We start from the raw sequence: 19140 nt of genomic DNA, 5'->3' as shown, positions 1-19140 counted from the left end.
CACCCCCCCACCGGGTCAGCGACCCAGCACCTTCTCCAGTGCCGCCAGCGCGGAGCGCAGCTCCTCCGCCGTGATCGTCAGCGGTGGCGCCAGCCGGATCGTGGAACCGTGGGTGTCCTTCACCAGGACCCCCTCCCGCATCAGCCGCTCACTGACCTCGCGACCGGTGCCGATCGCCGGGTCGATGTCGACGCCCGCCCACAGGCCACGGGAGCGGAAGCCGACCACGCCCCGGCCGGCCAGCTCGGTCAGCCCGTCCCGCAGGACCACGCCCAGCTCGGCGGCCCGCTGCTGGAACTCGCCGGTCCGCAGCAGCTCGACCACGGCCGTGCCGACCGCCGCCGCCAGCGGGTTGCCGCCGAACGTCGAGCCGTGCTCGCCCGGGTGGAGCACACTCAGCACCTCGCGCCGGGCCACCACCGCCGACACCGGCACGATCCCGCCCCCCAGCGCCTTGCCGAGCAGCAGCACGTCCGGTACGACGTCCTCGTGCTCGACGGCGAAGGTGCGGCCGGTGCGCCCGAGCCCCGACTGGATCTCGTCGGCGATGAACAGGCAGCCCTTGCGGCGGGTCAGCTCGCGCACCGCGGCGAGATAGCCGTCGTCCGGGATCAGCACGCCCGCCTCGCCCTGGATGGGCTCGATCAGCACGGCCGCCGTGGTCTCGTCGACGGCCTCCTCCAGCGCGGCCGGATCGTTGTACGGCACGATCTTGAAGCCGGGCGTGAAGGGGCCGAAGCCCGCCCGGGCCGTCTCGTCGGTGGAGAAGCTGACGATGGTCGTCGTACGGCCGTGGAAGTTCTCCGCCGCGACCACGATCGTCGCCTCGTCGGCGGGAACGCCCTTGACGTCGTACGCCCACTTGCGGGCCACCTTGATGGCGCTCTCCACCGCCTCCGCGCCGGTGTTCATCGGCAGCACCATGTCCAGCCCGGTCAGCTCCGCCAGCCGCTCGGCGAACTCGGCGAGCCGGTCGTTGTGGAAGGCGCGGGAGGTCAGCGTCAGCTGGTCGAGCTGGCGGTGCGCGGCCTCGATCAACGCGGGGTGACGGTGGCCGAAGTTCAGGGCCGAGTAGCCGGCGAGCATGTCCAGGTACCGGTTGCCCTCGACGTCCTCCACCCAGGTGCCCTCGGCGCGGGCGACCACCACCGGCAGCGGGTGGTAGTTGTGTGCGAGGACCGGCTCCTCCGCACGGATCAGCTCGGCGGACGTACGGGTGCGGGCGGATACCTGAGAAGGCGCGGTCATCAGCGAATCTCCTGGGTGCAGCACTTGATGCCGCCGCCGGCCTTGTGGAACTCGGACAGGTCGACGGGGACGGGGACGTAACCCTGGCCCGAGAGGCGCTCGGCGAGTGCCTCGGCCTGGGGGGCGATGAAGACGTTGTGGCCGTCGGAGACGGAGTTCAGGCCGAACGCCAGCGCGTCCTCGCGGGTGGCGAGCACCGCGTCCGGGTACAGCCGGCGCAGCACCTCGCGGCTGCCGGCCGAGAACGCCTCGGGGTAGTAGCAGATGTTGTCGTCGTCGAGGACGAACAGCGCCGTGTCCAGGTGGTAGAAGTACGGGTCCACCAGGGTCAGGCCGATCACCGGGTGACCAAGGAACTCCTGTGCCTCCCGGTGCGCCTCACGGGTGGTGCGGAACCCGGTGCCGGCGAGCACGTACCGGCCCGTCCACACCAGGTCGCCCTCACCCTCGCTCACCGACTCCGGGCGGTACACGTCGTAGCCCGCGGCCTTGAACCAGGTGTCGTAGTGCAGCGACTCCGGGCGCCGCTCCGGGGCGTGGAACAGGGAGCCGAAGACACGGCCGCCGACCACGCACGCCGCGTTGGCGGCGAACACCATGTCGGGCAGCCCGGGGACCGGCTCGACCGACTCGACGGTGTGACCGTGGGCGCGGTAGGCGCGGATCAGTGTCTGCCACTGTTCGCGGGCGAGGTCCACGTCGACCGGCCTGTCGGGGTGCATCCAGGGATTGATCGCGTACTGCACGGCGAAGTGTCTGGGTTCGCAGACGAGGAAGCGCCGAGGACGCTGTACACGGCTTTCGGACACAGAGGGTTTCCTCCGCTTTGCTATGTGTCACTGGGGGTGCACACCACGGTAGAAAGGGAGGCAGACGGCCGACAAGAAACGAAAGCTGCGTAGATGCGCAGCATCGCTGCGTTCTTCGGCGGGTATGCGCACGACTCCTGCGCATGCCTCGCCCTATTCCGGTGCCGCGTGGGTCGCGCCCGCTTCCGGGCTGTCCGGGAGGAGGTGGGACAGCACCATCACGCTGATCGTCTTGCGGATGAACGGTTCGACCCGGATCCGCTCCAGCACCTCCTCGAAGTGCTCCACGTCCCGCGCCCGGACATGCAGCAGCGCGTCGGCGCCGCCGGTGACCGTCATGGCCGCCGTGATCTCCGGATGGTTGCGCACGACCTCCGCCAGCCGCCGGGGCGGGGCCGCGCCCTCGCAGTACACCTCGACGTACGCCTCGGTGCGCCAGCCGAGCGCGGAGGGCTTCACCGTGGCGGTGAACCCGGTGATCACCCCGGTCTCCCGGAGCCGGTCCACGCGCCGCTTGACCGCGGTCGCGGACAGTCCGATGCCCGCGCCGATCTCGGCGAAGCTGGTCCGGGCGTTCGCCATCAGCGCGGTGATGATCTTGCGGTCGAGGTCGTCGAACGAGGTCGTCCTGCTGTTCATGCGGGCACTGTAGTCAGCCCCGCCCGGCGGCCCGCCTCACGACTGGGTCACGACCATGGCGAGCGTCAGCAGAGCCAGCACCACCCATCCGAACCACAGCCAGCCGTTGCTGCCGAGCGCGACCGTGTAGGCGGTCACGACGACCAGCCCGCCGACCGTGACAGCCCCCATCGCCTTGGTGGAGCCATTCGTGGAACCGTTCATGGAACCGGGCATCGCGACACCCTCCTCATGGTCCGTCCACGACCATGGTGCCCCGGTTTCCGCCCGGACGGGACGGCTCCGCCCAGCTCTCGCGTGCGGCTCAGCTCTCGCGAGCGTTCAGCGAGGCCAGATAGGCGTTGTACGCCTCCAGCTCCTTGTCGCCGTCCCGGTCCGCGGCCCGGTCCTTGCGCCTGGCCTGCCGCTGCTCGGAGCCGTACCACTGGAACAACAGCGCGATCAGCACCAGCACGGACGGGATCTCGCTGAACGCCCAGGCGATGCCACCGGCCGCGTTCTGGTCGGACAGCGCGTCGATGCCGAGCGAGGCGGGCGGGTGCTCGAAGGTGCCGACCATCGGCGACGTCGCCATCATCAGCGCGATACCGAAGAACGCGTGGAACGGCATGCCCGCGAACAGCTCCAGCATCCGCATCACGTATCCCGGTCGGTGCGGGCCCGGGTCGACGCCCATGATCGGCCAGAAGAACACCATGCCCACGGCGAAGAAGTGGACCATCATCGCGATGTGCCCGGCCTTCGACCCCATCAGGAAGTCGAACAGCGGGGTGAAGTACAGGACGTACAGGCTCGCGATGAACATCGGGATCGTGAACGCCGGGTGCGTGACGATCCGCATGTAGCGGCTGTGCAGCAGCCCCAGCAGCAGCTCGCGCGGGCCCTTGCGGTCCCGGCCGGCGGTCGGCAGCGCCCGCAGCGCCAGCGTGACCGGCGCGCCGAGCAGGATCAGGATCGGCGACAGCATGCTGATCACCATGTGCTGCACCATGTGCACACTGAACATGACCATGCCGTAGTCGTTCAGCCTGGTGCACATCACCAGGGCGACGGTCAGCACACCTACGACGTACGACACGGTACGGCCGGCCGACCACGCGTCCCCGCGCCGCCGCAGCCGTACGACACCCCACCCGTAGAGCCCGAGCCCGAGCAGGCAGGCGACGAGGAAGAACGGGTCGGTGGACCACTCCAGCCCCCGTCCCAGCGTGAACGGCGGCAGATCCATCATCATGCCGTGCCCGCTGTGGTCCATCCGGCGGCTCCTGATTCGTGGGGGTTGTGCGAGTTGTCCGCCCCCCAGCGTAGAACCGCCCCCGGTCATGGCCGTGACCGGGGGCGGGTTGTTCTCGGATGAACTACAGGACGCACTCCGCCTCGTCGTACCGCTCCACCGGGACGGTCTTCAGCGTCTCGACGGCCTCGGCCAGCGACACCATCACGATGTCGGTCCCGCGCAGAGCCGTCATCCGCCCGAACTCGCCCCGGTGCACGGCCTCCACCGCGTGCCAGCCGAAACGGGTCGCCAGCACGCGGTCGTACGCCGTCGGCGTGCCGCCCCGCTGCACATGCCCCAGGATCACCGGCCGCGCCTCCTTGCCGAGCCGGTGTTCCAGTTCGACCGACAGCTGCCGGGCGATGCCGGCGAAGCGCTCGTGGCCGTAGATGTCCTTGCCGCCCTCGTCGAAGTCCATGCTGCCGGGCTGCGGCTTGGCGCCCTCGGCCGCGACGACGATGGCGAACCGCTTGCCCGCCTCGAACCGCTCGCCGACCTTCCGCGTCAACTCCTCGATGTCGAAGGGCCGTTCCGGGACGACGATGGCGTGGGCGCCGGCCGCCATGCCCGAGTGCAGCGCGATCCAGCCGGTGTGCCGGCCCATGACCTCCACGATCAGCACGCGCTGGTGCGACTCGGCGGTGGTCTTCAGCCGGTCCAGGGCCTCCGTCGCCACGGTGACGGCCGTGTCGAAGCCGAAGGTGACGTCCGTGACAGCGATGTCGTTGTCGATCGTCTTGGGCACGCCCACGATCGGCAGCCCGTTGTCGGACAGCAGCCGGGCCGCCTTCAGCGTGCCCTCACCGCCGATCGGGATGATCGCGTCCAGGCCGAGCTCCGCGACATGGCCCTTGGCGCGCTCGACGCCGTCCCGCAGATGCTCCGGGCGGACCCGGGAGGAGCCGAGGATGGTGCCGCCGCGCGCCAGGATGCCGCCCACGGCATCGAGGTCGAGCTTGAGGTAGTCGCACTCCAGGAGGCCCTTCCAGCCGTCCCGGAAACCGATGACCTCGTCGCCGTGGTCGGCGACGGCACGGTGCACGACGGACCGGATGACGGCGTTCAGGCCGGGGCAGTCGCCGCCGGACGTGAGGACACCAATGCGCATAGCCCGAAATACCTTCTCAACGTGGGCCGGGTAAACCGGACCACGTTGTCCGGCGGATTCCCGGCCACCCTACCGGCGTGAGGGGGTGGCTCCGTAGCGGGCGTCCGCCTGCTGGACGCGCCCGCACATGTGAGCGGACGGCCTGTCAGGCGGGCCCGTTACGAGGCTGCCGGAGGTCGCTGAGATGTTGCTGAAGTCTTGCTGTCGCGCCGCTTACGCGGGCTGCTGAGCAGCAATGTTCACGCGGGCTGCTGCGCAACGGTGTTCACGCGGGCTGCTGCGCAGCCGCGATGCGCTCGTTGCGGAGCGCCTCGTACCAGCGGTCGTCGGTCGGCGGCAGCGCGTTGACGTCGAGCGCCAGCTTCAGCAGGAGGTCGGCGATCTGCGGGTTTCGGGCGAGGACGGGGCCGTGCATGTACGTGCCGAAGACGGTCCCGTTGTACGCGCCCTCCGTGCCGTCCCCCGTGCCGTTGCCCTTGCCCATCTGCACCCGCGCGAAGGGACGGGCGGTGGGGCCGAGGTGGGTCACGCCCTGGTGGTTCTCGAAGCCGGTCAGCTGCGGCAGGCCCAGCTGGGGGTCGATGTCGGCGAGTACGTCACCGACGCACCGCTCGCCCTCGCCGCGCACCGACACCACGTCGAGCAGACCGAGGCCCGGCTCGCGCTGGCCGAGATCGTTGATGAACTCGTGGCCGAGGATCTGGTAGCCGGCGCAGACGGAGAAGACGATCGCGCCGTTCTGCACCGCCCGCTGCAGATGCCCGTCCCGGCGCAGCCGCTCGGCCGCCAGCCGCTGCGGACGGTCCTCGCCGCCGCCGATCAGGTAGATGTCGCCGGAGGTCGGGATCGGCTGGTCGCTGCGCACGTCGAGACGGGCCACGTCCAGGCCACGCTGCCGGGCCCGCCGCTCCACGACGAGGGCGTTGCCCTGGTCGCCGTAGGTGCTCAGCAGGTCCGGGTAGATCCACACCAGCCGCAGTTGGTTGTCGCTCATTGAGGTGATCGCCCTTCGAGGATCAGAAGATCAGTTGCCGACGCGGCGGCGCAGGTCCTGGAACGCGGTGTAGTTCGCGATGACCTCGATCCGGCCCGGCGGGCACATCTGCACGGCCTGGTCGAGGTTCTCGCAGACCTGGAAGTGCTGGTTCGCGACCTCCAGACGGACGGCGAGGTCCAGCTTCCGGTCGCCGATCACGAAGATCGGGTGGCCGGTCAGCCGGGTGTAGTCGACGTCCCACAGCCAGGAGGTGTCGGTGCCGTCGGCGCCGCGGGCGTTCACGGACAGGATCACCGGGGTGGGCGGCGGGTCGATCAGGGAGAACGTCTCCAGCCAGCCGGCCGGGTTCTTGGCCAGCAGCAGCCGCAGGTCGCGGTTCTGGAACTGCACGACGTCATAGCGACCCGCGACGGCCTGCACCTGGTACATCCGTTCCAGGGCGACCTGCGGCGGCACCCCGAAGACGGCGGCGACGGCGGCCGAGCTGGCCGCGTTGGCCTTGTTGGCCCGGCCCGGCAGCTGCAGATGGATGGGCCACGCGGACCCGTGCGGATCGAGCACGTGATCCCCGGACAGCGCCCAGGTCGGCGTGGGCCGCCGGAACCCGCACTCGCCGCAGAACCAGTCCTCGCCGGGGCGCTGCATCACGCCACCGCAGGCCGGGCAGGACCAGGCGTCGTCCTTCCACATCTGCCCGGCCGCGACCCAGATCACATTGGGGGACGACGAAGCGGCCCACACCACCAGCGGGTCGTCGCAGTTGGCGACGACCACGGCCTTGGACCCGGCCAGACCCTCGCGCCAGTTCTCGGCGAGCATGCGGGTCTCGGCCGCACGGTCGAGCTGGTCGCGGGAGAGGTTGAGCAGGGCGATGCACTTCGGGTCGGTGTCCCGGGCCACACCGGCCAGGTACTTCTCGTCGACCTCGATCACACCGAACTTCGCGTCCGAGCCGCCGGCGAGCGCGGAGGTGATACCGGCCGGCATGTTGGCGCCCAGCGCGTTCGACACGACCGGGCCCGCGGCGCGCAGCGCCTCGGCGATCAGCCGGGTGGTCGTCGTCTTGCCGTTGGTGGCGGACACCAGGATGACGTCCAGGTTCTGCGCGAGCCGGGCGAGCAGGTCGGGGTCGAGTTTCAGCGCGACCCGGCCACCGATCACCGACCCGCTGCCGCGCCCCGCGGCGCGCGATGCCGCAGCGACCGCCTTGCCGGCGGTCACGGCCAGCTTCGCCCGCGGCGTGAGCGGGTCCGAGTTGCCTGCCATCAGTTCTCGATCCTCCTTGCGTACGCGCCGCGCCTGGGGCCATCCGGCAGCGTGGTGTGCCCTCAGCCTATCGAGATCCGTTCGCACACCCGAATCCCGGCCCACGGCTCGAGCGGCGGGCATGGGCGATACGAACCGTACCCTTGCCGCCATGCGACACGGTTTCATTCCGGGCGCCCACGGGCGCGTCCGGCCTCTCACCCTGCTCGGCGACGCCGGTTTGCGCGAACAATGCCGGGAAGTCACCGAATTCGGCCCCGAACTGGCGGCGCTCGTGGAGGACCTGTTCGCCACGATGTACGCGGCGCAGGGGGTCGGTCTGGCGGCGAATCAGGTGGGGGTGCCGCTCCGGGTGTTCGTGTACGACTGCCCGGACGACGACGAGGTGCGACATCTGGGACATGTGGTGAACCCGCGGCTGGTCGAGGCCGACGGGGTGGTCCTCCGGGGGCCCGAGGGGTGCCTGTCCCTGCCGGGCCTGGAGGCAGGGACCGAGCGCTACGACCATGCGGTGGTCGAGGGCTGCACGGTGACCGGGGAACCGGTCACCGTGCACGGCACGGGTTTCTTCGCGCGGTGCCTGCAGCACGAGTGCGACCACCTGGAGGGCCGGGTGTACGCGGACCGTCTGACGGGTTGGCGGAAGCGGAGGCTGGCGAGGCGGATCAGCCGGGCTTCATGGAGTGGCTAGGCGAGACCACCTAGAACCCCGGGCCCCCCATCCTGTCGCCGGCCGCCGCGAGGCGACCCCACAACAAGTCGGCGAGGGACCGCACCAACTCCGCCCGGGAACAAGGGCGTTCCCCCAGCCACCAGTCCCCGGCCGCATGCATCATCCCGACGATCCCGTGCCCCCAGACCCGGGACAGCTGCTGGCTCTCCGGTCCCAGATCCACTCGCTCCTCGATGACCTGGGCCAGTTCCTCGCCCATGCGCCGCAGCAGCGGAGCCGAATGCTTGCCGACGTCGAACCCCTGGTCACCGCCCCCGCTCCCCTCCGCCGGATGCATCAGGAACCGGTACACCTGGGGTCGTGCCTCGATCGCGGCGAGATACGTGTCCAGCGTCGACTCGACCCGCTCCCGCCGGTCCACCGGAGCGTCCAGGGCCGCCCGCAGGGAATCGAGCAGCGCATCGGTGTGCCGCTTGGCCAAAGCGGCATAAAGGCCGCCTTTGTCGCCGAAGTGGCGGTAAAGGATCGGCTTCGTGATGCCGGCTTCCGCGGCGATCGCGTTCATCGACGCCTGCGGGCCGTCGCGCAGCACCACCCGGTCGGCGGCCTCCAGCAACTCGCGCCGTCGGCGGTCGGCGGACCGCTGCTGGTCGGTCCGCTGTGTGGTGTCCATGTGCTCTCCCCACCCCTGCTGTTTCGGTGACGCCTGCGCAAACTAACACTGACTGTGCCCCTGACATCGAACGGGATGCCGAGACGTCATCAGCGGTTGACTTTTCCTACCGGTCGGTAACAGACTCGAGTTACCGCTAGTAACATCGCATTGCCGCCGCTGGAGGGGACATGGCCGAGTTCACCATGGAGCTGAACGACGAACAGAAGGAAGTCCGGGACTGGCTCCATGGCTTCGCCGCCGACGTGATCCGCCCCGCGGCCGCCGAGTGGGACGAGCGCGAGGAGGCTCCCTGGCCGGTCATCCAGGAGGCCGCGAAGGTCGGCATCTACTCCCTCGACTTCTACGCTCAGCAGTACTTCGACCCCACCGGCCTCGGCATCCCGATGGCCATGGAGGAGCTGTTCTGGGGCGACGCGGGCATCGCCCTGTCCATTGTGGGCACCGGGCTCGCCGCCGTGGGCGTTCTCGCCAACGGCACCGAGGAACAGATCGGCACCTGGATCCCGCAGATGTACGGCGACGTCGACGACGTCAAGGTCGCCGCGTTCTGCTCCTCCGAGCCCGACGCGGGCTCCGACGTCGCGTCCATGCGCACGCGTGCCGTGTACGACGAGGCCAAGGACGAGTGGGTGATCAACGGCACGAAGACCTGGGCGACCAACGGCGGCATCGCCAACGTCCATGTCGTCGTCGCCTGCGTCGACCCGGAGCTGGGCTCCAAGGGCCACGCCTCCTTCATCGTCCCGCCGGGCACGCCCGGCCTGGCCCAGGGCCAGAAGTTCAAGAAGCACGGCATCCGCGCCTCGCACACCGCCGAGGTCATCCTCGACGACGTCCGCGTCCCCGGCTCCTGCCTGCTCGGCGGCAAGGAGAAGCTGGACGAGCGGCTGGCCCGGGCGCGGGAGAAGGCCCGGACGGGCGGCGAGCGCGTCAAGAACGCGGCGATGGCCACGTTCGAGGCCTCCCGCCCGGCGGTCGGCGCCATGGCGGTCGGCACCGCCCGGGCCGCCTACGAGGTCGCTCTCGACTACGCGAAGACCCGGGAGCAGTTCGGCCGGCCGATCATCGACAACCAGGGCGTGGCCTTCCAGCTGGCGGACATGCGGACGCAGATCGACGCCGCCCGGCTGCTGGTCTGGCGTGCCTCCTGGATGGCGGTCAACGGCAAGCCGTTCACCGCGGCCGAGGGGTCGATGTCCAAGCTGTTCGCCAGTGAGACCGCGAAGAAGGTCACCGCCCAGGCCATCCAGATCCTGGGCGGCAACGGGTACACCCGTGAATACCCCGTCGAGCGCATGCACCGGGACAGCGCGATCTACACGATCTTCGAGGGCACGAGCGAGATCCAGCGGCTGGTGATCGCCCGCACTCTGTCGGGCATGCCCATCCGCTAGCGGTGCCGGAGCGGCGTCAGCTGCTCGATGTCGTACTTGGCGCGCAGGGCCTCGATCGCCTCCTGGTCCGGCGGGCCCCCGTGGCCCAGGATCTCCAGCAGCTCCTCGAAATAGCGCTCGTGATCCGGTGGGGGAGAGGCCTGGAAGAACATCTTGGCCGGGGTGTCCGTCGGATTGGCGAACGCGTGCGGGCACCCCGGCGGTACGACGATGACCGTGCCCGGGGTCGCCCGCACCACCCGGCGGCCCGAACTCGACTCCCACTTCCGCCAGTTGTCGGGAGTGCGGATGCGCGGCTCGAAGGCGAGGACGTCCAGTTCGCCCTCCAGGACGTAGAACAGCTCCTCGCTGCGCGTGTGCACATGCGCGCCCACGTCGAAGCCCGGCGGGACCTCCACCTCGAAGGTGGAGGCCATCCGCGAGTGCGTGCCGGTGACCTTGAACGTCACCCGCTGGGCCGGTGTCTCGACGACACGGCCGTGGCCCGGCGGGACGTACAGAGCCTCGATCCCGGTCATCGGTGGCTCACCACGTCACCGGCAGAGCCTCGGGCCCCCGGATCAGCGCGCCCTTCTTGAAGGGCACCTTCTCCGGCGGTACGGCCAGCCGAAGGCCCGGCACCCGGTCGAGCAGGGTGTCCACCATGAGTTCCTCCTCCAGCCGGGCCAGCATGTTGCCGGGGCAGAAGTGCGGGCCGAAGCCGAACGAGACGTGCGGGTTCGGGCTGCGGGAGAAGTCGATCGTCTCCGGGTCGGGGAAGACCTCCGGGTCGCGGTTGGCGGCCAGGTAGGAGTTGTACACCGCATCGCCCGCGCGGATCCGTACGCCGCGGATCTCGACGTCCTCCAGGGCGATCCGGGACAGGCCGACCGCGTTGCGGTGAGGGATGTAGCGCAGGAGTTCGTCGATCGCCCTGGGGCGGATCTCGGGCTCCGCGCGCAGCCGCTCCACCAGGTCGGGGCGGGTCAGCAGCAGGTAGAACATCTGCCCGCTGTTGTTGGTGACCGCCTCGCCCCCGATCTGCAGCAGTCCGGCGAGCCCGACGGCCTCCTCCAGGGTGACCTCGCCCCGGCCCACCGCGGCGCCGAGCAGGGAGGTGACGTCCTCGGCCGTGCTGTTCTCGCGCAGCCCGATCAGGTCGGAGAAGTAGGCGGCCATCTCCCGTTTGGCCTTCTCGCTGACCTCCTTTCCGTTCGAGGAGGACAGGATGAGCTGGGTCCAGGTGTGCATGGTGTGCCGGTCGGCGGCCGGGACGCCCATCAGCTCGCAGATCACCGCGATCGGGAACGGGCTGAGGACCGTCGCCGTGAGATCGGCGGGCGGGCCGTCCTGGAGGAGTTCGTCGACCAGCTCCTCCAGCATGGCGCGCGCCTTCTCCCGTACCCGCTCCACGCCCTTCGCGGTGAACGCGGCCGCCACCGAGCGGCGCAGCCGGGTGTGGTCGGGCGGGTCGAGGAAGCCGACCGCGCCAGGGTCGGGGATGAAGTGCGGGGCCAGCCGGGTGACCGGCTTCCGCATGACCTCCTCGCGGCTGAAGCGGGGGTCGTTGGTCACCATGCGCACGTCGTCCATCCGGGTCACCAGCCAGGCCCAGCCCTCGCCGTTGGGCAACTGGATGCGGGTGACGGGTCCTTCGCGCATCAGCTCTCTCAGCACCGGGTCGAAGTCCGTCCCGGTCAGGTCGAGCGCCGGCCAGTGCCGGATCGGGGGCAGGGTCTCGGTGAGCGTCTCTTCGGTCATGCCGTACTCGAACCGTCTCTCGGTCGTCAGCTGCGCCAGCGGCCCAGCGCCATTTCCGCGGTGATGCCGGGTCCGAACCCGGCGAGGAGCCCGCGCGCCCGGTTCTGCGCGCCGCCCTCGTCGAACATCCGGCGCAGCGCGTCCAGCACGACGCCGGAGGCGATGTTGCCGTACTCGGTGAGGGTGGCCCGGCTGAACCGGAAGGCGTGCGGGTCGACCTGGAGGAACTTGCTGAGGTCGTCGAGGATGCGCGGCCCGCCGGCGTGGACGATGTAGAAGTCCAGGTCGGACGCGTCCCAGCCGTGCATGCCCGCGAGGTCCTGCAGCGCCGGGGCCAGCGGCTCCATGGTGGCCGGCACCCGCTTGTCGAGCAGGAAGTGGAAGCCGGTCGCCCGGACGTCGTACATGATCCACTCTTCGGTCTTCGGGATCAGGTACGAGCCGTTGCGTTCCAGCTCCACGCCGGTGCCGCCGGTGCCGCGGACCACGGCGGCGGCTATGCCGTCACCGAACAGGCCGTTGGAGAGCAGCGAGCCCACACCGAGGTCGGTGGGCTGGTAGCACAGCGAGCAGAACTCGCAGGCCACGATCAGCGCGTTGGCCTCGGGGTAGGCCGTGCAGAAGTCGTGCGCCCGGTTGATCGCCGCGCCGCCGGCCGCACAGCCCAGCTGGGCTATGGGGAGCTGTCGGGTGGTGGGGTCGAAGTCCATCTCGTTGATCAGCCACGCCGTGAGCGAGGGCATCATGAAGCCCGTGCACGAGACGTAGATGATCACGTCGATGTCGGTGGTGAGGAGTTCCGCGTCGTCGAGTGCCCGCTGGATCACCCGGGGGACCCGGGCCTTGGCCTCGGCCTCGTAGAGCTTGTTGCGCTCCTCGAAGCCGGGGTGCTTGAGGGTCTCCTCGATGGGCTGGACGATGTGCCGCGTCCGCACGCCCGTGTTCTCTATCAGCCGCAGTGCGAGCGGCAGTTGGGGGTGGTCCGCGTGGCGGGAGCGCGCCAGCTCCAGCGTCTCCTCCATCGTGATCACGTGTTCCGGAACCGACACCGAGGGTCTGCACAAAGTCGCCATGAACCGTGCCTGCTTTCGCCTTCCGGGAGGCCTGCGCCCGCCGGTCAGAGGGTCGTTCACCTCAGGGGGTGGTTCACCCACGATCACTCGTCCCGGCGACGATCTCGCGCCGAACTACTCCAGACCGGGGACCCCCGTGTCAGGCTCGGACGAGAAGCCGCACGTCCGCGCGAGGGAGAACACCATGACGGCAACGGCCAGGGGCCTACTGCAGGCGACCACCAGGGAACTCGCTCCGGACCCGCAGGCCAACCCCTTCGTCCCCCTCGTGGAACGCGGCGAAGCACCCCCGCAGGCCCTTGCCCGCCTCGCCCTGGAACAGCAGTGGGTGATCCCCGCCGACCGCCGCGCCTTCCAGCACCTGGCCGAGCGCGCCGACCCCGCCTCCGCGGCCTTCTTCACCGCGCTCGCGACGGGCGAGGAACTGGCGGCCCGGCACCTGACCGCCTTCGCCCGGGCCTGCGGCGCCACCGAGGAGCACTCCCGCGCCCACGTCCCCCTGGCCGGCTGCCAGGCCTACCCCGCCTACGTCTCCTGGCTGGCCCTCAACGCCGCCCCCGCGGACGTCGTCCTGGCCCTCACGGCGAACTTCTCCACCTGGGGTGACTACTGCGCCCGCATCGCGGCAGCCCTGCGCACCCACTACGGCTTCGGTGACGACGCGTGCGCGTTCTTCGACTTCTTCGCCGAACCGGCGCCGGACCTGGACGACCGGGCGACTGCGGCGGTACAGGCGGCCCTGGACGCGGGTGCCTTGAGCACAGGGCTGGCACACACCTACGGAACCCTGCTCCAGAAGTTCGAGAGCATGTTCTGGCAAGCGGTGGGGCAGCCGGCCCGAAACCTCTAGGGCGCCCCGCTGCTGTGCGCGATACAGGCCACGTCGATACGATCCGCCAGTTTGGCCAGCTCGATGGTCAAAGCGGCAACCGTATCCTCGTCCAACCCCTGCTCGCCGGCCTCGACAAGCCGCAGCCACCGCGCCCCCACGGTCCGCAGCAACTTACTCACATCGAGCGCCGCCACCTGCAAGGCCCCACGGTCGTCCACGATCAGAGGCAGAGTCACTTCGCCGTTCACAAACCGGATGCTAGTCGCGCAGCGCTCACGCACCCTGCCAAACCGTGGTGATGTTGCAGAACTCGCGGATTCCGTGCCCGGACAGCTCACGCCCGTACCCGGACCGCTTGACCCCGCCGAACGGGAACGCCGGATGCGAGGCGGTCATCCCGTTGACGTACACCGATCCGGCCTCCAGGTCGCGCGCGAACCGTTCCACCTCGCCCTCGTCCCGCGTCCACACATTGGAACTCAGCCCGAACGGCGAGTCGTTGGCGATGAGCAGCGCCTCGTCCAGGTCGCCGGCCCGATACAGCGTGGCCACCGGCCCGAACGCCTCCTCCCGGTGGATGCGCATCTCCCGGGTGATCCCGGCCAGCACGGTCGGCGGGTAGTACCAGCCGGGCCCGTCCGGCCGCTCGCCGCCGCACAGCACCTCGGCCCCGCTGCGCCGCGCGTCGTCCACCAGCTCCTCCAGATCCTTCCGCCCCTGCTCGCTGGAGAGCGGCCCGACCTCGGTGTCCTCCTCCAGCGGGTCGCCGACCTTGAGCGCCGTCATGCCGGCGACGAACCTCTCGGCGAAGGTGTCGTAGACGTCGGTGTGCACGATGAACCGCTTGGCGGCGATGCAGGACTGCCCGTTGTTCTGCACGCGCGCGGTGACCGCCACCGCGGCCGCCCGGTCCAGGTCGGCGGAGGGCATGACCACGTACGGGTCGCTGCCGCCCAGCTCCAGCACCGTCTTCTTGATCATCTCCCCGCAGGTGGCGGCCACCGCCCGGCCCGCCGGCTCGCTGCCGGTGAGCGTCACGGCCCTCACCCGCTCGTCCCGCAGGATGTCGTCCACCGCGCCCGAGCCGATCAGCAGCGTCTGGAAACAGCCTTCCGTGAAGCCCGCGCGATGGAACAGGTCCTCCAGGTACAGGGCCGTCTGGGGGACGTTGGAGGCGTGCTTGAGCAGGCCCACGTTGCCCGCCATCAGCGCGGGCGCGGCGAACCGGATCACCTGCCAGAGCGGGAAGTTCCAGGGCATCACCGCGAGGACGGGGCCCAGCGGCCGGTAGCGCACCCGGACCCGGGACGCGCCGGAGTCCTCCACGTCCGACTCGGCGGGCTCCTCGTCGGCGAGCAGCGCCTCCGCGTGCTCGGCGTACCAGCGCATCGCCCTGACGCACTTCGCCGCCTCCGCCCAGGCCTGTTTGATCGGCTTGCCCATCTCCGTGGTCATCACCCGGCCGATCTCCCGCTGGTCCTCCTCCAGCAGATCGGCGGCCCTGAGCAGCAGCCGGGCGCGGTCGACGAACGAGATCGCCCGGTAGGTGCGGAACGTGGCCTCGGCGAGCTGGAGCCGGCGTTCCAGCTCTTCCTCGCCCATGGGCTCGTACGTCTTGAGCGTCTCGCCGTTCGCCGGGTTCACCGTCGCGATGGGCATGGCTGACCTCCCTGGGAGCGGGCTTGCTTAGACCTTCGCGCGCGGTACGGCCGTACGCAACGCGTGGCGTCCCTTCAGGCCGAGTGCTCCGCCAGCCGGTCGAGAAACGCAGTCTGCGCCGCGATGATCAGCTCCCGGGCCCGCTCCACGCCGAGCCACTCCACGCGGTCCAGCTCCGGGAACTCCCGCACCCGGCCGGACCGCGGCGGCCACTCCATGGCGAAGGTGCCCGGGCTGAAACCGCTCAGGTCCGGGTCGGCCTCGACGGCCCACGCCGTGACGACCTTGCCGTTCCGCTGCGCCACCTCGCCCAGCGGTACGGCCCTCCCGTCGGGCGGCGCCAGCCCCAGTTCCTCCTGGAACTCGCGCCGGGCGGCCTCCCAGGCGGGCTCGTCGGGGTCGTACTCGCCCTTGGGGACGGTCCATGCCCCGGCGTCCTTCTTCGCCCACAGCGGACCACCCATATGGCCGAGCAATACCTCAAGTCCCTCATCGGTGTGCCTGAACAACAGCAGTCCCGCGCTGTGCTTCGTCGCCCGCACCGTCATGGCCTGACCTCCGGATGGGCCGCCAGCAGGGCCTCCACGGTATCGGCGTCCTCGGGCCGTTTGTCCTCGCGGTAGCGGACCACGCGGGCGAAGCGGAGGGTGACGCCGGCCGGGTAGCGGGTGGAGCGCTGGAGGCCGTCGTAGGCGATCTCCACGACGAGTTCGGGGCGGACCCGGACCACCCAGCCGTTGTCCTCCACGGCCAGCCCGCGCAGCCGCTCGGTCTGCCAGGTGAGCATCGTGTCGGTCATGCCCTTGAAGGTCTTGCCGAGCATGGCGAAGCCGCCGTCCGGGGTGCGGGCGCCGAGGTGGAGGTTGGAGAGCTTGCCCGTGCGGCGGCCGTGGCCCCACTCGGCCGCCAGCACGACCAGGTCCAGGGTGTGGACCGGCTTGACCTTCAGCCAGGCGGCGCCGCGCCGGCCCGCGCTGTACGGCGCGTCCAGTGCCTTGACCACCACTCCCTCGTGACCACGGGCCAGGGTCTCGGCGAGGAACCGTTCCGCCTCCGCGATGTCCCCCGGCCCGGAGGCGACCGTCCGGCGCACCCGCATCGGCTCGGGCACCAGCCGGGCCAGCCGGGCGTGCCGCTCGGCGAAGGGCAGGTCCAGCAGATCGGTGCCGTCGACCGACAGCACGTCGAAGAAGACGGGGGAGACCGGGACCGCCCCGGCCGCCCGCGCCACGTCCGTCCGGGAGCCGACCCGGCCCGCCGTCTCCTGGAAGGACCGGGGCCGCCCGGCCGCGTCGAAGGAGATCACCTCGCCGTCCAGGATGAACCGCTCGCCCCGCAACTCCCGTGCGGCGGCGGTCACTTCGGGCAGCCGGCCGGTGATGTCGTCCAGGGTGCGGGTGTGCACCCGGACCAGGTCGCCGTCCCGGTGGACCTGCACGCGGATGCCGTCCAGCTTCTCCTCCACCGCGCAGGCGCCCAGCTTCTCCACCGCTTCGGCCACCGAGGACGCGCTGTGCGCCAGCATCGGCAGCACCGGGCGGCCCACGGTGAGCCGGAACCTCTCCAGCGCCCCGGGCCCCTCGCCGAGCAGGGCCTCGGCGACCGTCTGCAGCGACCCGGCGAGCATCACCGCCCGGCGTACGGCTGCCGGGTCGGCGCCCGTCGCCCGGGCGAGGCCCTCCACCGCGACCGCGTCCAGCGCGCCCTGCCGCACCTCACCGGTGAGCAGGCCGAGCAGGAACCGCTGCTCCTCCTCGGTGGCCGCGCCCATCAACTCGCCGACGAGCCGGACCCGCTCCGCCTGCGACCCCGGCCCGGACACCTTGCCCAGGTCGGTGAGCAGGGCGTCGACCTCCCGGACCGTGAGAGAAGGCTCGCCGGCCGGCGGCACCGGGCGGCTCAGCACCTTCCAGCCGACGCCGAGCCGGCCCTGCGGCAGCCGCCCGGCCAGATACGGGATGACGATCGGCACGTCGTCCGGCCCCGCCTCCCGGAACAACTCCGCGAGCAGCGCCGTCTTGCGGGACCGGGCCGTCGTCGCGGCGACGTCCCGGGACACCTGGGCCAGGCGGGTCAGCAGCATGCAGCCATCGTGCACCGCGGGAGCGGCGGCTACACCCGGACGGCCGCGTCCAGGTCCGCCATCAGCAGCTCCCCGTTGATCGCCGCCCCCGCCCGGTACCCCCGGCTCGCCGCGTTGATCACCTGCTCGGCGAAGCCGCTCGCGTTGCCCGCCGCCCAGAGGCCCGGCACGGTCGTCAGGCCCCGCTCGTCGATCACCGGGTAGGCGCCGAACGGCGTCTCGCGCATCTCGGCGCCCAGCCTCAGGAGCAGGTCGTTGTCGGGGACGGGCCGCGGGGCGGCGTACAGGACCTCGCGGTCGTGGACCGTGCCGTCGGTGAGCCGGACGCCGGCGAGCCGGTCGCCGGTGACGACGAGTTCCGCGACCCTCCCGGGGACGACCGTGACCCCGGCGGCGGCCAGCCGGCGCAGGTCGTCGTCCGTCAGGTCCGGCTCGTTCACCTCGTGCAGGAAGAACCGCACGTCCTTCGACCACTGGGTGACCATGAGCGCCTGGTGCACGCTGAGCGGCGAGGTCGCGAGCACCCCGGTCGGCAGGTCGCGGGCCTCCCAGCCGTGGCAGTACGGGCAGTGGACCACGTCCCGGCCGAACCGCTCGGCCAGCCCGGGGACGTCCGGCAGCTCGTCCCTCAGGCCGGTGGCGATCACCAGGTGCCGGGACCCGACCGTCCGTCCGCTCGCGAGTGCGACGGTGAAGTCCTCGTCCCCGGCCGCGTCCACGACCCGGCCCCGGACCAGCTCCGCCCCGTACCGGGCGATCTCCTCGCGCCCGACGGCCAGGAACTCGGCCGGTGACATGCCGTCGCGGGACAGATAGCCGTGCAGGTGCGCGGACGCCGTGTTGCGCGGCTCGCCCGCGTCGACCACCAGGGTGCGGCGCCGGGCGCGGCCGAGGACGAGCGCGGCGGACAGCCCGGCGGCCCCGCCGCCGACGACGACTGCTTCGTACCTGTTGTTCGCGGGTGTGTTCTCGGTCATGACCCGACCGTCGCCGGATCCCTGCGGGATTGACAAACCTATTTGCCGTTCCTGCAATGGGGGCCATGAGCACGGACGACGTACTGGCCGAAGTGGGCCCCCGGCTGCGCCGCATCCGCAAGGACCGGGAGGTGACGCTGGCCGCGCTGTCCGAGGCCACCGGCATCTCCGTCAGCACCCTCTCCCGCCTGGAGTCCGGCCTGCGCAAACCCAGCCTGGAGCTGCTGCTGCCGATCGCCCAGGCCCACCAGGTGCCGCTGGACGAGCTGGTCGGCGCGCCACCGGTGGGGGACCCGCGGGTGCGGTCCGAGCCGATCGTGCGGGGCGGACGCACCCACTGGCCGCTGACCCGCCAGCCCGGCGGCCTGCAGGCCTTCAAGGTGCTGGAACCGAAGCGCGAGCTCGAACCGGAGCCGCGCACCCACGAGGGCTACGAGTGGCTGTATGTGCTCTCGGGCCGGCTGCGGCTGGTCCTCGGCGAACACGACGTCGTGCTGTCGGCCGGGGAGGCCGCCGAGTTCGACACGCGCGTGCCGCACTGGTTCGGTTCGACGGGGGAGGGGCCGGTGGAGTTCCTCAGTCTGTTCGGGCCGCAGGGGGAGCGGATGCATGTGCGGGCCAGGCCGAGGCGGACGTGACACGGCCGACTGTTCCCTGATCGGCAAGCGACCGCTTAGTATGCGATCGGAA

General features: G+C 70.9%; 21 protein-coding genes. 4 read left to right on the top strand and 17 right to left on the bottom strand.

What is annotated here, in order from left to right; genetic code table 11:
* Window positions 1–15: 15 nt before the first annotated feature.
* The 8 genes from rocD to ACFYZB_RS12945 all read right to left on the bottom strand — a co-directional run bounded on the left by rocD (window position 16) and on the right by ACFYZB_RS12945 (window position 7343).
* A complete protein-coding gene (gene rocD, locus ACFYZB_RS12980; protein ID WP_388757812.1) occupies window positions 16–1248 on the bottom strand; it encodes an ornithine--oxo-acid transaminase in 1233 nt (410 codons plus the stop codon).
* Entirely contained in the window at window positions 1248–2057 is an 810-nt protein-coding gene (gene ddaH / locus ACFYZB_RS12975) for a dimethylargininase (RefSeq protein WP_388757810.1), read from the bottom strand. Before ddaH ends, rocD begins: the two co-directional genes overlap by 1 nt.
* 153 nt (window positions 2058–2210) lie before the next feature.
* Window positions 2211–2696, bottom strand: coding sequence for an Lrp/AsnC family transcriptional regulator (locus tag ACFYZB_RS12970; RefSeq protein ID WP_351204880.1), 486 nt, complete (start codon window positions 2694–2696; stop codon window positions 2211–2213).
* A 36-nt stretch (window positions 2697–2732) separates the two neighbouring features.
* A complete protein-coding gene (locus tag ACFYZB_RS12965; RefSeq protein ID WP_388757807.1) occupies window positions 2733–2912 on the bottom strand; it encodes a hypothetical protein in 180 nt (59 codons plus the stop codon).
* Between the two features lie 88 nt (window positions 2913–3000).
* Window positions 3001–3951 (bottom strand): cytochrome c oxidase assembly protein, encoded by a 951-nt coding sequence (locus ACFYZB_RS12960; RefSeq protein WP_388757805.1) that lies wholly within the window; start codon window positions 3949–3951, stop codon window positions 3001–3003.
* Window positions 3952–4054: 103 nt separating this feature from the next.
* Window positions 4055–5080, bottom strand: a complete 1026-nt coding sequence (locus ACFYZB_RS12955) for a 6-phosphofructokinase (protein WP_388757803.1) — start codon at window positions 5078–5080, stop codon at window positions 4055–4057.
* A 265-nt stretch (window positions 5081–5345) separates the two neighbouring features.
* The gene (locus tag ACFYZB_RS12950) at window positions 5346–6074 is read right to left on the bottom strand and encodes a type 1 glutamine amidotransferase (RefSeq protein WP_388757801.1); all 729 of its coding nucleotides are present in this window, start codon (window positions 6072–6074) and stop codon (window positions 5346–5348) included.
* Between the two features lie 30 nt (window positions 6075–6104).
* Complete coding sequence (locus tag ACFYZB_RS12945; RefSeq protein ID WP_388757799.1) at window positions 6105–7343, bottom strand: MurT ligase domain-containing protein; 1239 nt, start codon at window positions 7341–7343, stop codon at window positions 6105–6107.
* Between the two features lie 151 nt (window positions 7344–7494).
* Between ACFYZB_RS12945 and def the strand changes: the two genes are divergently transcribed.
* Window positions 7495–8034: a peptide deformylase gene (gene def / locus ACFYZB_RS12940; protein ID WP_351204868.1), complete on the top strand. Its 540-nt coding sequence runs from the start codon at window positions 7495–7497 to the stop codon at window positions 8032–8034.
* A 10-nt stretch (window positions 8035–8044) separates the two neighbouring features.
* Here def and ACFYZB_RS12935 read toward each other — a convergent pair whose 3' ends face one another.
* Window positions 8045–8689 carry a TetR family transcriptional regulator gene (locus ACFYZB_RS12935; protein WP_351204866.1) on the bottom strand — a complete coding sequence of 215 codons (645 nt, stop codon included), beginning with the start codon at window positions 8687–8689 and terminating at the stop codon, window positions 8045–8047.
* 170 nt (window positions 8690–8859) lie between these two features.
* On the opposite strand from ACFYZB_RS12935, the gene ACFYZB_RS12930 reads away from it, so the two are divergent.
* Entirely contained in the window at window positions 8860–10086 is a 1227-nt protein-coding gene (locus ACFYZB_RS12930; RefSeq protein WP_388757796.1) for an acyl-CoA dehydrogenase family protein, read from the top strand.
* Here the strand turns inward: ACFYZB_RS12930 and ACFYZB_RS12925 are convergent.
* The 3 genes from ACFYZB_RS12925 to ACFYZB_RS12915 are packed head-to-tail and all read right to left on the bottom strand — an operon-like array spanning window position 10083 to window position 12899.
* Complete coding sequence (locus ACFYZB_RS12925) at window positions 10083–10604, bottom strand: cupin domain-containing protein (RefSeq protein ID WP_388757794.1); 522 nt, start codon at window positions 10602–10604, stop codon at window positions 10083–10085. The two genes, ACFYZB_RS12930 and ACFYZB_RS12925, sit on opposite strands and share 4 nt — an antisense overlap.
* 7 nt (window positions 10605–10611) lie before the next feature.
* Window positions 10612–11826 (bottom strand): cytochrome P450, encoded by a 1215-nt coding sequence (locus ACFYZB_RS12920; protein ID WP_351204859.1) that lies wholly within the window; start codon window positions 11824–11826, stop codon window positions 10612–10614.
* A gap of 26 nt (window positions 11827–11852) precedes the next feature.
* Window positions 11853–12899, bottom strand: a complete 1047-nt coding sequence (locus tag ACFYZB_RS12915; protein ID WP_388757792.1) for a type III polyketide synthase — start codon at window positions 12897–12899, stop codon at window positions 11853–11855.
* Window positions 12900–13083: 184 nt separating this feature from the next.
* Here ACFYZB_RS12915 and ACFYZB_RS12910 point away from each other — a divergent pair, with 184 nt between their 5' ends.
* The gene (locus tag ACFYZB_RS12910) at window positions 13084–13749 is read left to right on the top strand and encodes a transcriptional regulator (protein WP_388757790.1); all 666 of its coding nucleotides are present in this window, start codon (window positions 13084–13086) and stop codon (window positions 13747–13749) included.
* Here the strand turns inward: ACFYZB_RS12910 and ACFYZB_RS12905 are convergent.
* The 5 genes from ACFYZB_RS12905 to ACFYZB_RS12885 form a co-directional block, all read right to left on the bottom strand.
* Window positions 13746–13979 (bottom strand): DUF6213 family protein, encoded by a 234-nt coding sequence (locus ACFYZB_RS12905; RefSeq protein ID WP_351204855.1) that lies wholly within the window; start codon window positions 13977–13979, stop codon window positions 13746–13748. The genes ACFYZB_RS12910 and ACFYZB_RS12905 overlap by 4 nt on opposite strands.
* Window positions 13980–14004: 25 nt before the next feature.
* Window positions 14005–15390: an NADP-dependent succinic semialdehyde dehydrogenase gene (locus ACFYZB_RS12900; protein WP_388757788.1), complete on the bottom strand. Its 1386-nt coding sequence runs from the start codon at window positions 15388–15390 to the stop codon at window positions 14005–14007.
* 74 nt (window positions 15391–15464) lie between these two features.
* A complete protein-coding gene (locus ACFYZB_RS12895; RefSeq protein WP_351204851.1) occupies window positions 15465–15938 on the bottom strand; it encodes an NUDIX domain-containing protein in 474 nt (157 codons plus the stop codon).
* A complete protein-coding gene (locus ACFYZB_RS12890) occupies window positions 15935–17473 on the bottom strand; it encodes an ATP-dependent DNA ligase (RefSeq protein WP_388757786.1) in 1539 nt (512 codons plus the stop codon). The genes ACFYZB_RS12895 and ACFYZB_RS12890 overlap by 4 nt, the downstream gene beginning before the upstream one ends.
* Before the next feature lie 29 nt (window positions 17474–17502).
* Window positions 17503–18450: an NAD(P)/FAD-dependent oxidoreductase gene (locus ACFYZB_RS12885; RefSeq protein ID WP_388757785.1), complete on the bottom strand. Its 948-nt coding sequence runs from the start codon at window positions 18448–18450 to the stop codon at window positions 17503–17505.
* Window positions 18451–18515: 65 nt separating this feature from the next.
* On the opposite strand from ACFYZB_RS12885, the gene ACFYZB_RS12880 reads away from it, so the two are divergent.
* Window positions 18516–19088 carry a helix-turn-helix domain-containing protein gene (locus tag ACFYZB_RS12880; RefSeq protein ID WP_388757783.1) on the top strand — a complete coding sequence of 191 codons (573 nt, stop codon included), beginning with the start codon at window positions 18516–18518 and terminating at the stop codon, window positions 19086–19088.
* Window positions 19089–19140: the final 52 nt, after the last annotated feature.

The sequence above is a fragment of the Streptomyces sp. NPDC001852 genome, from assembly GCF_042891825.1.
Lineage (GTDB): Bacteria > Actinomycetota > Actinomycetes > Streptomycetales > Streptomycetaceae > Streptomyces.
Note: the sequence above shows the minus strand (reverse complement) of the source record. Positions and strands in the feature narration are given on the sequence as shown.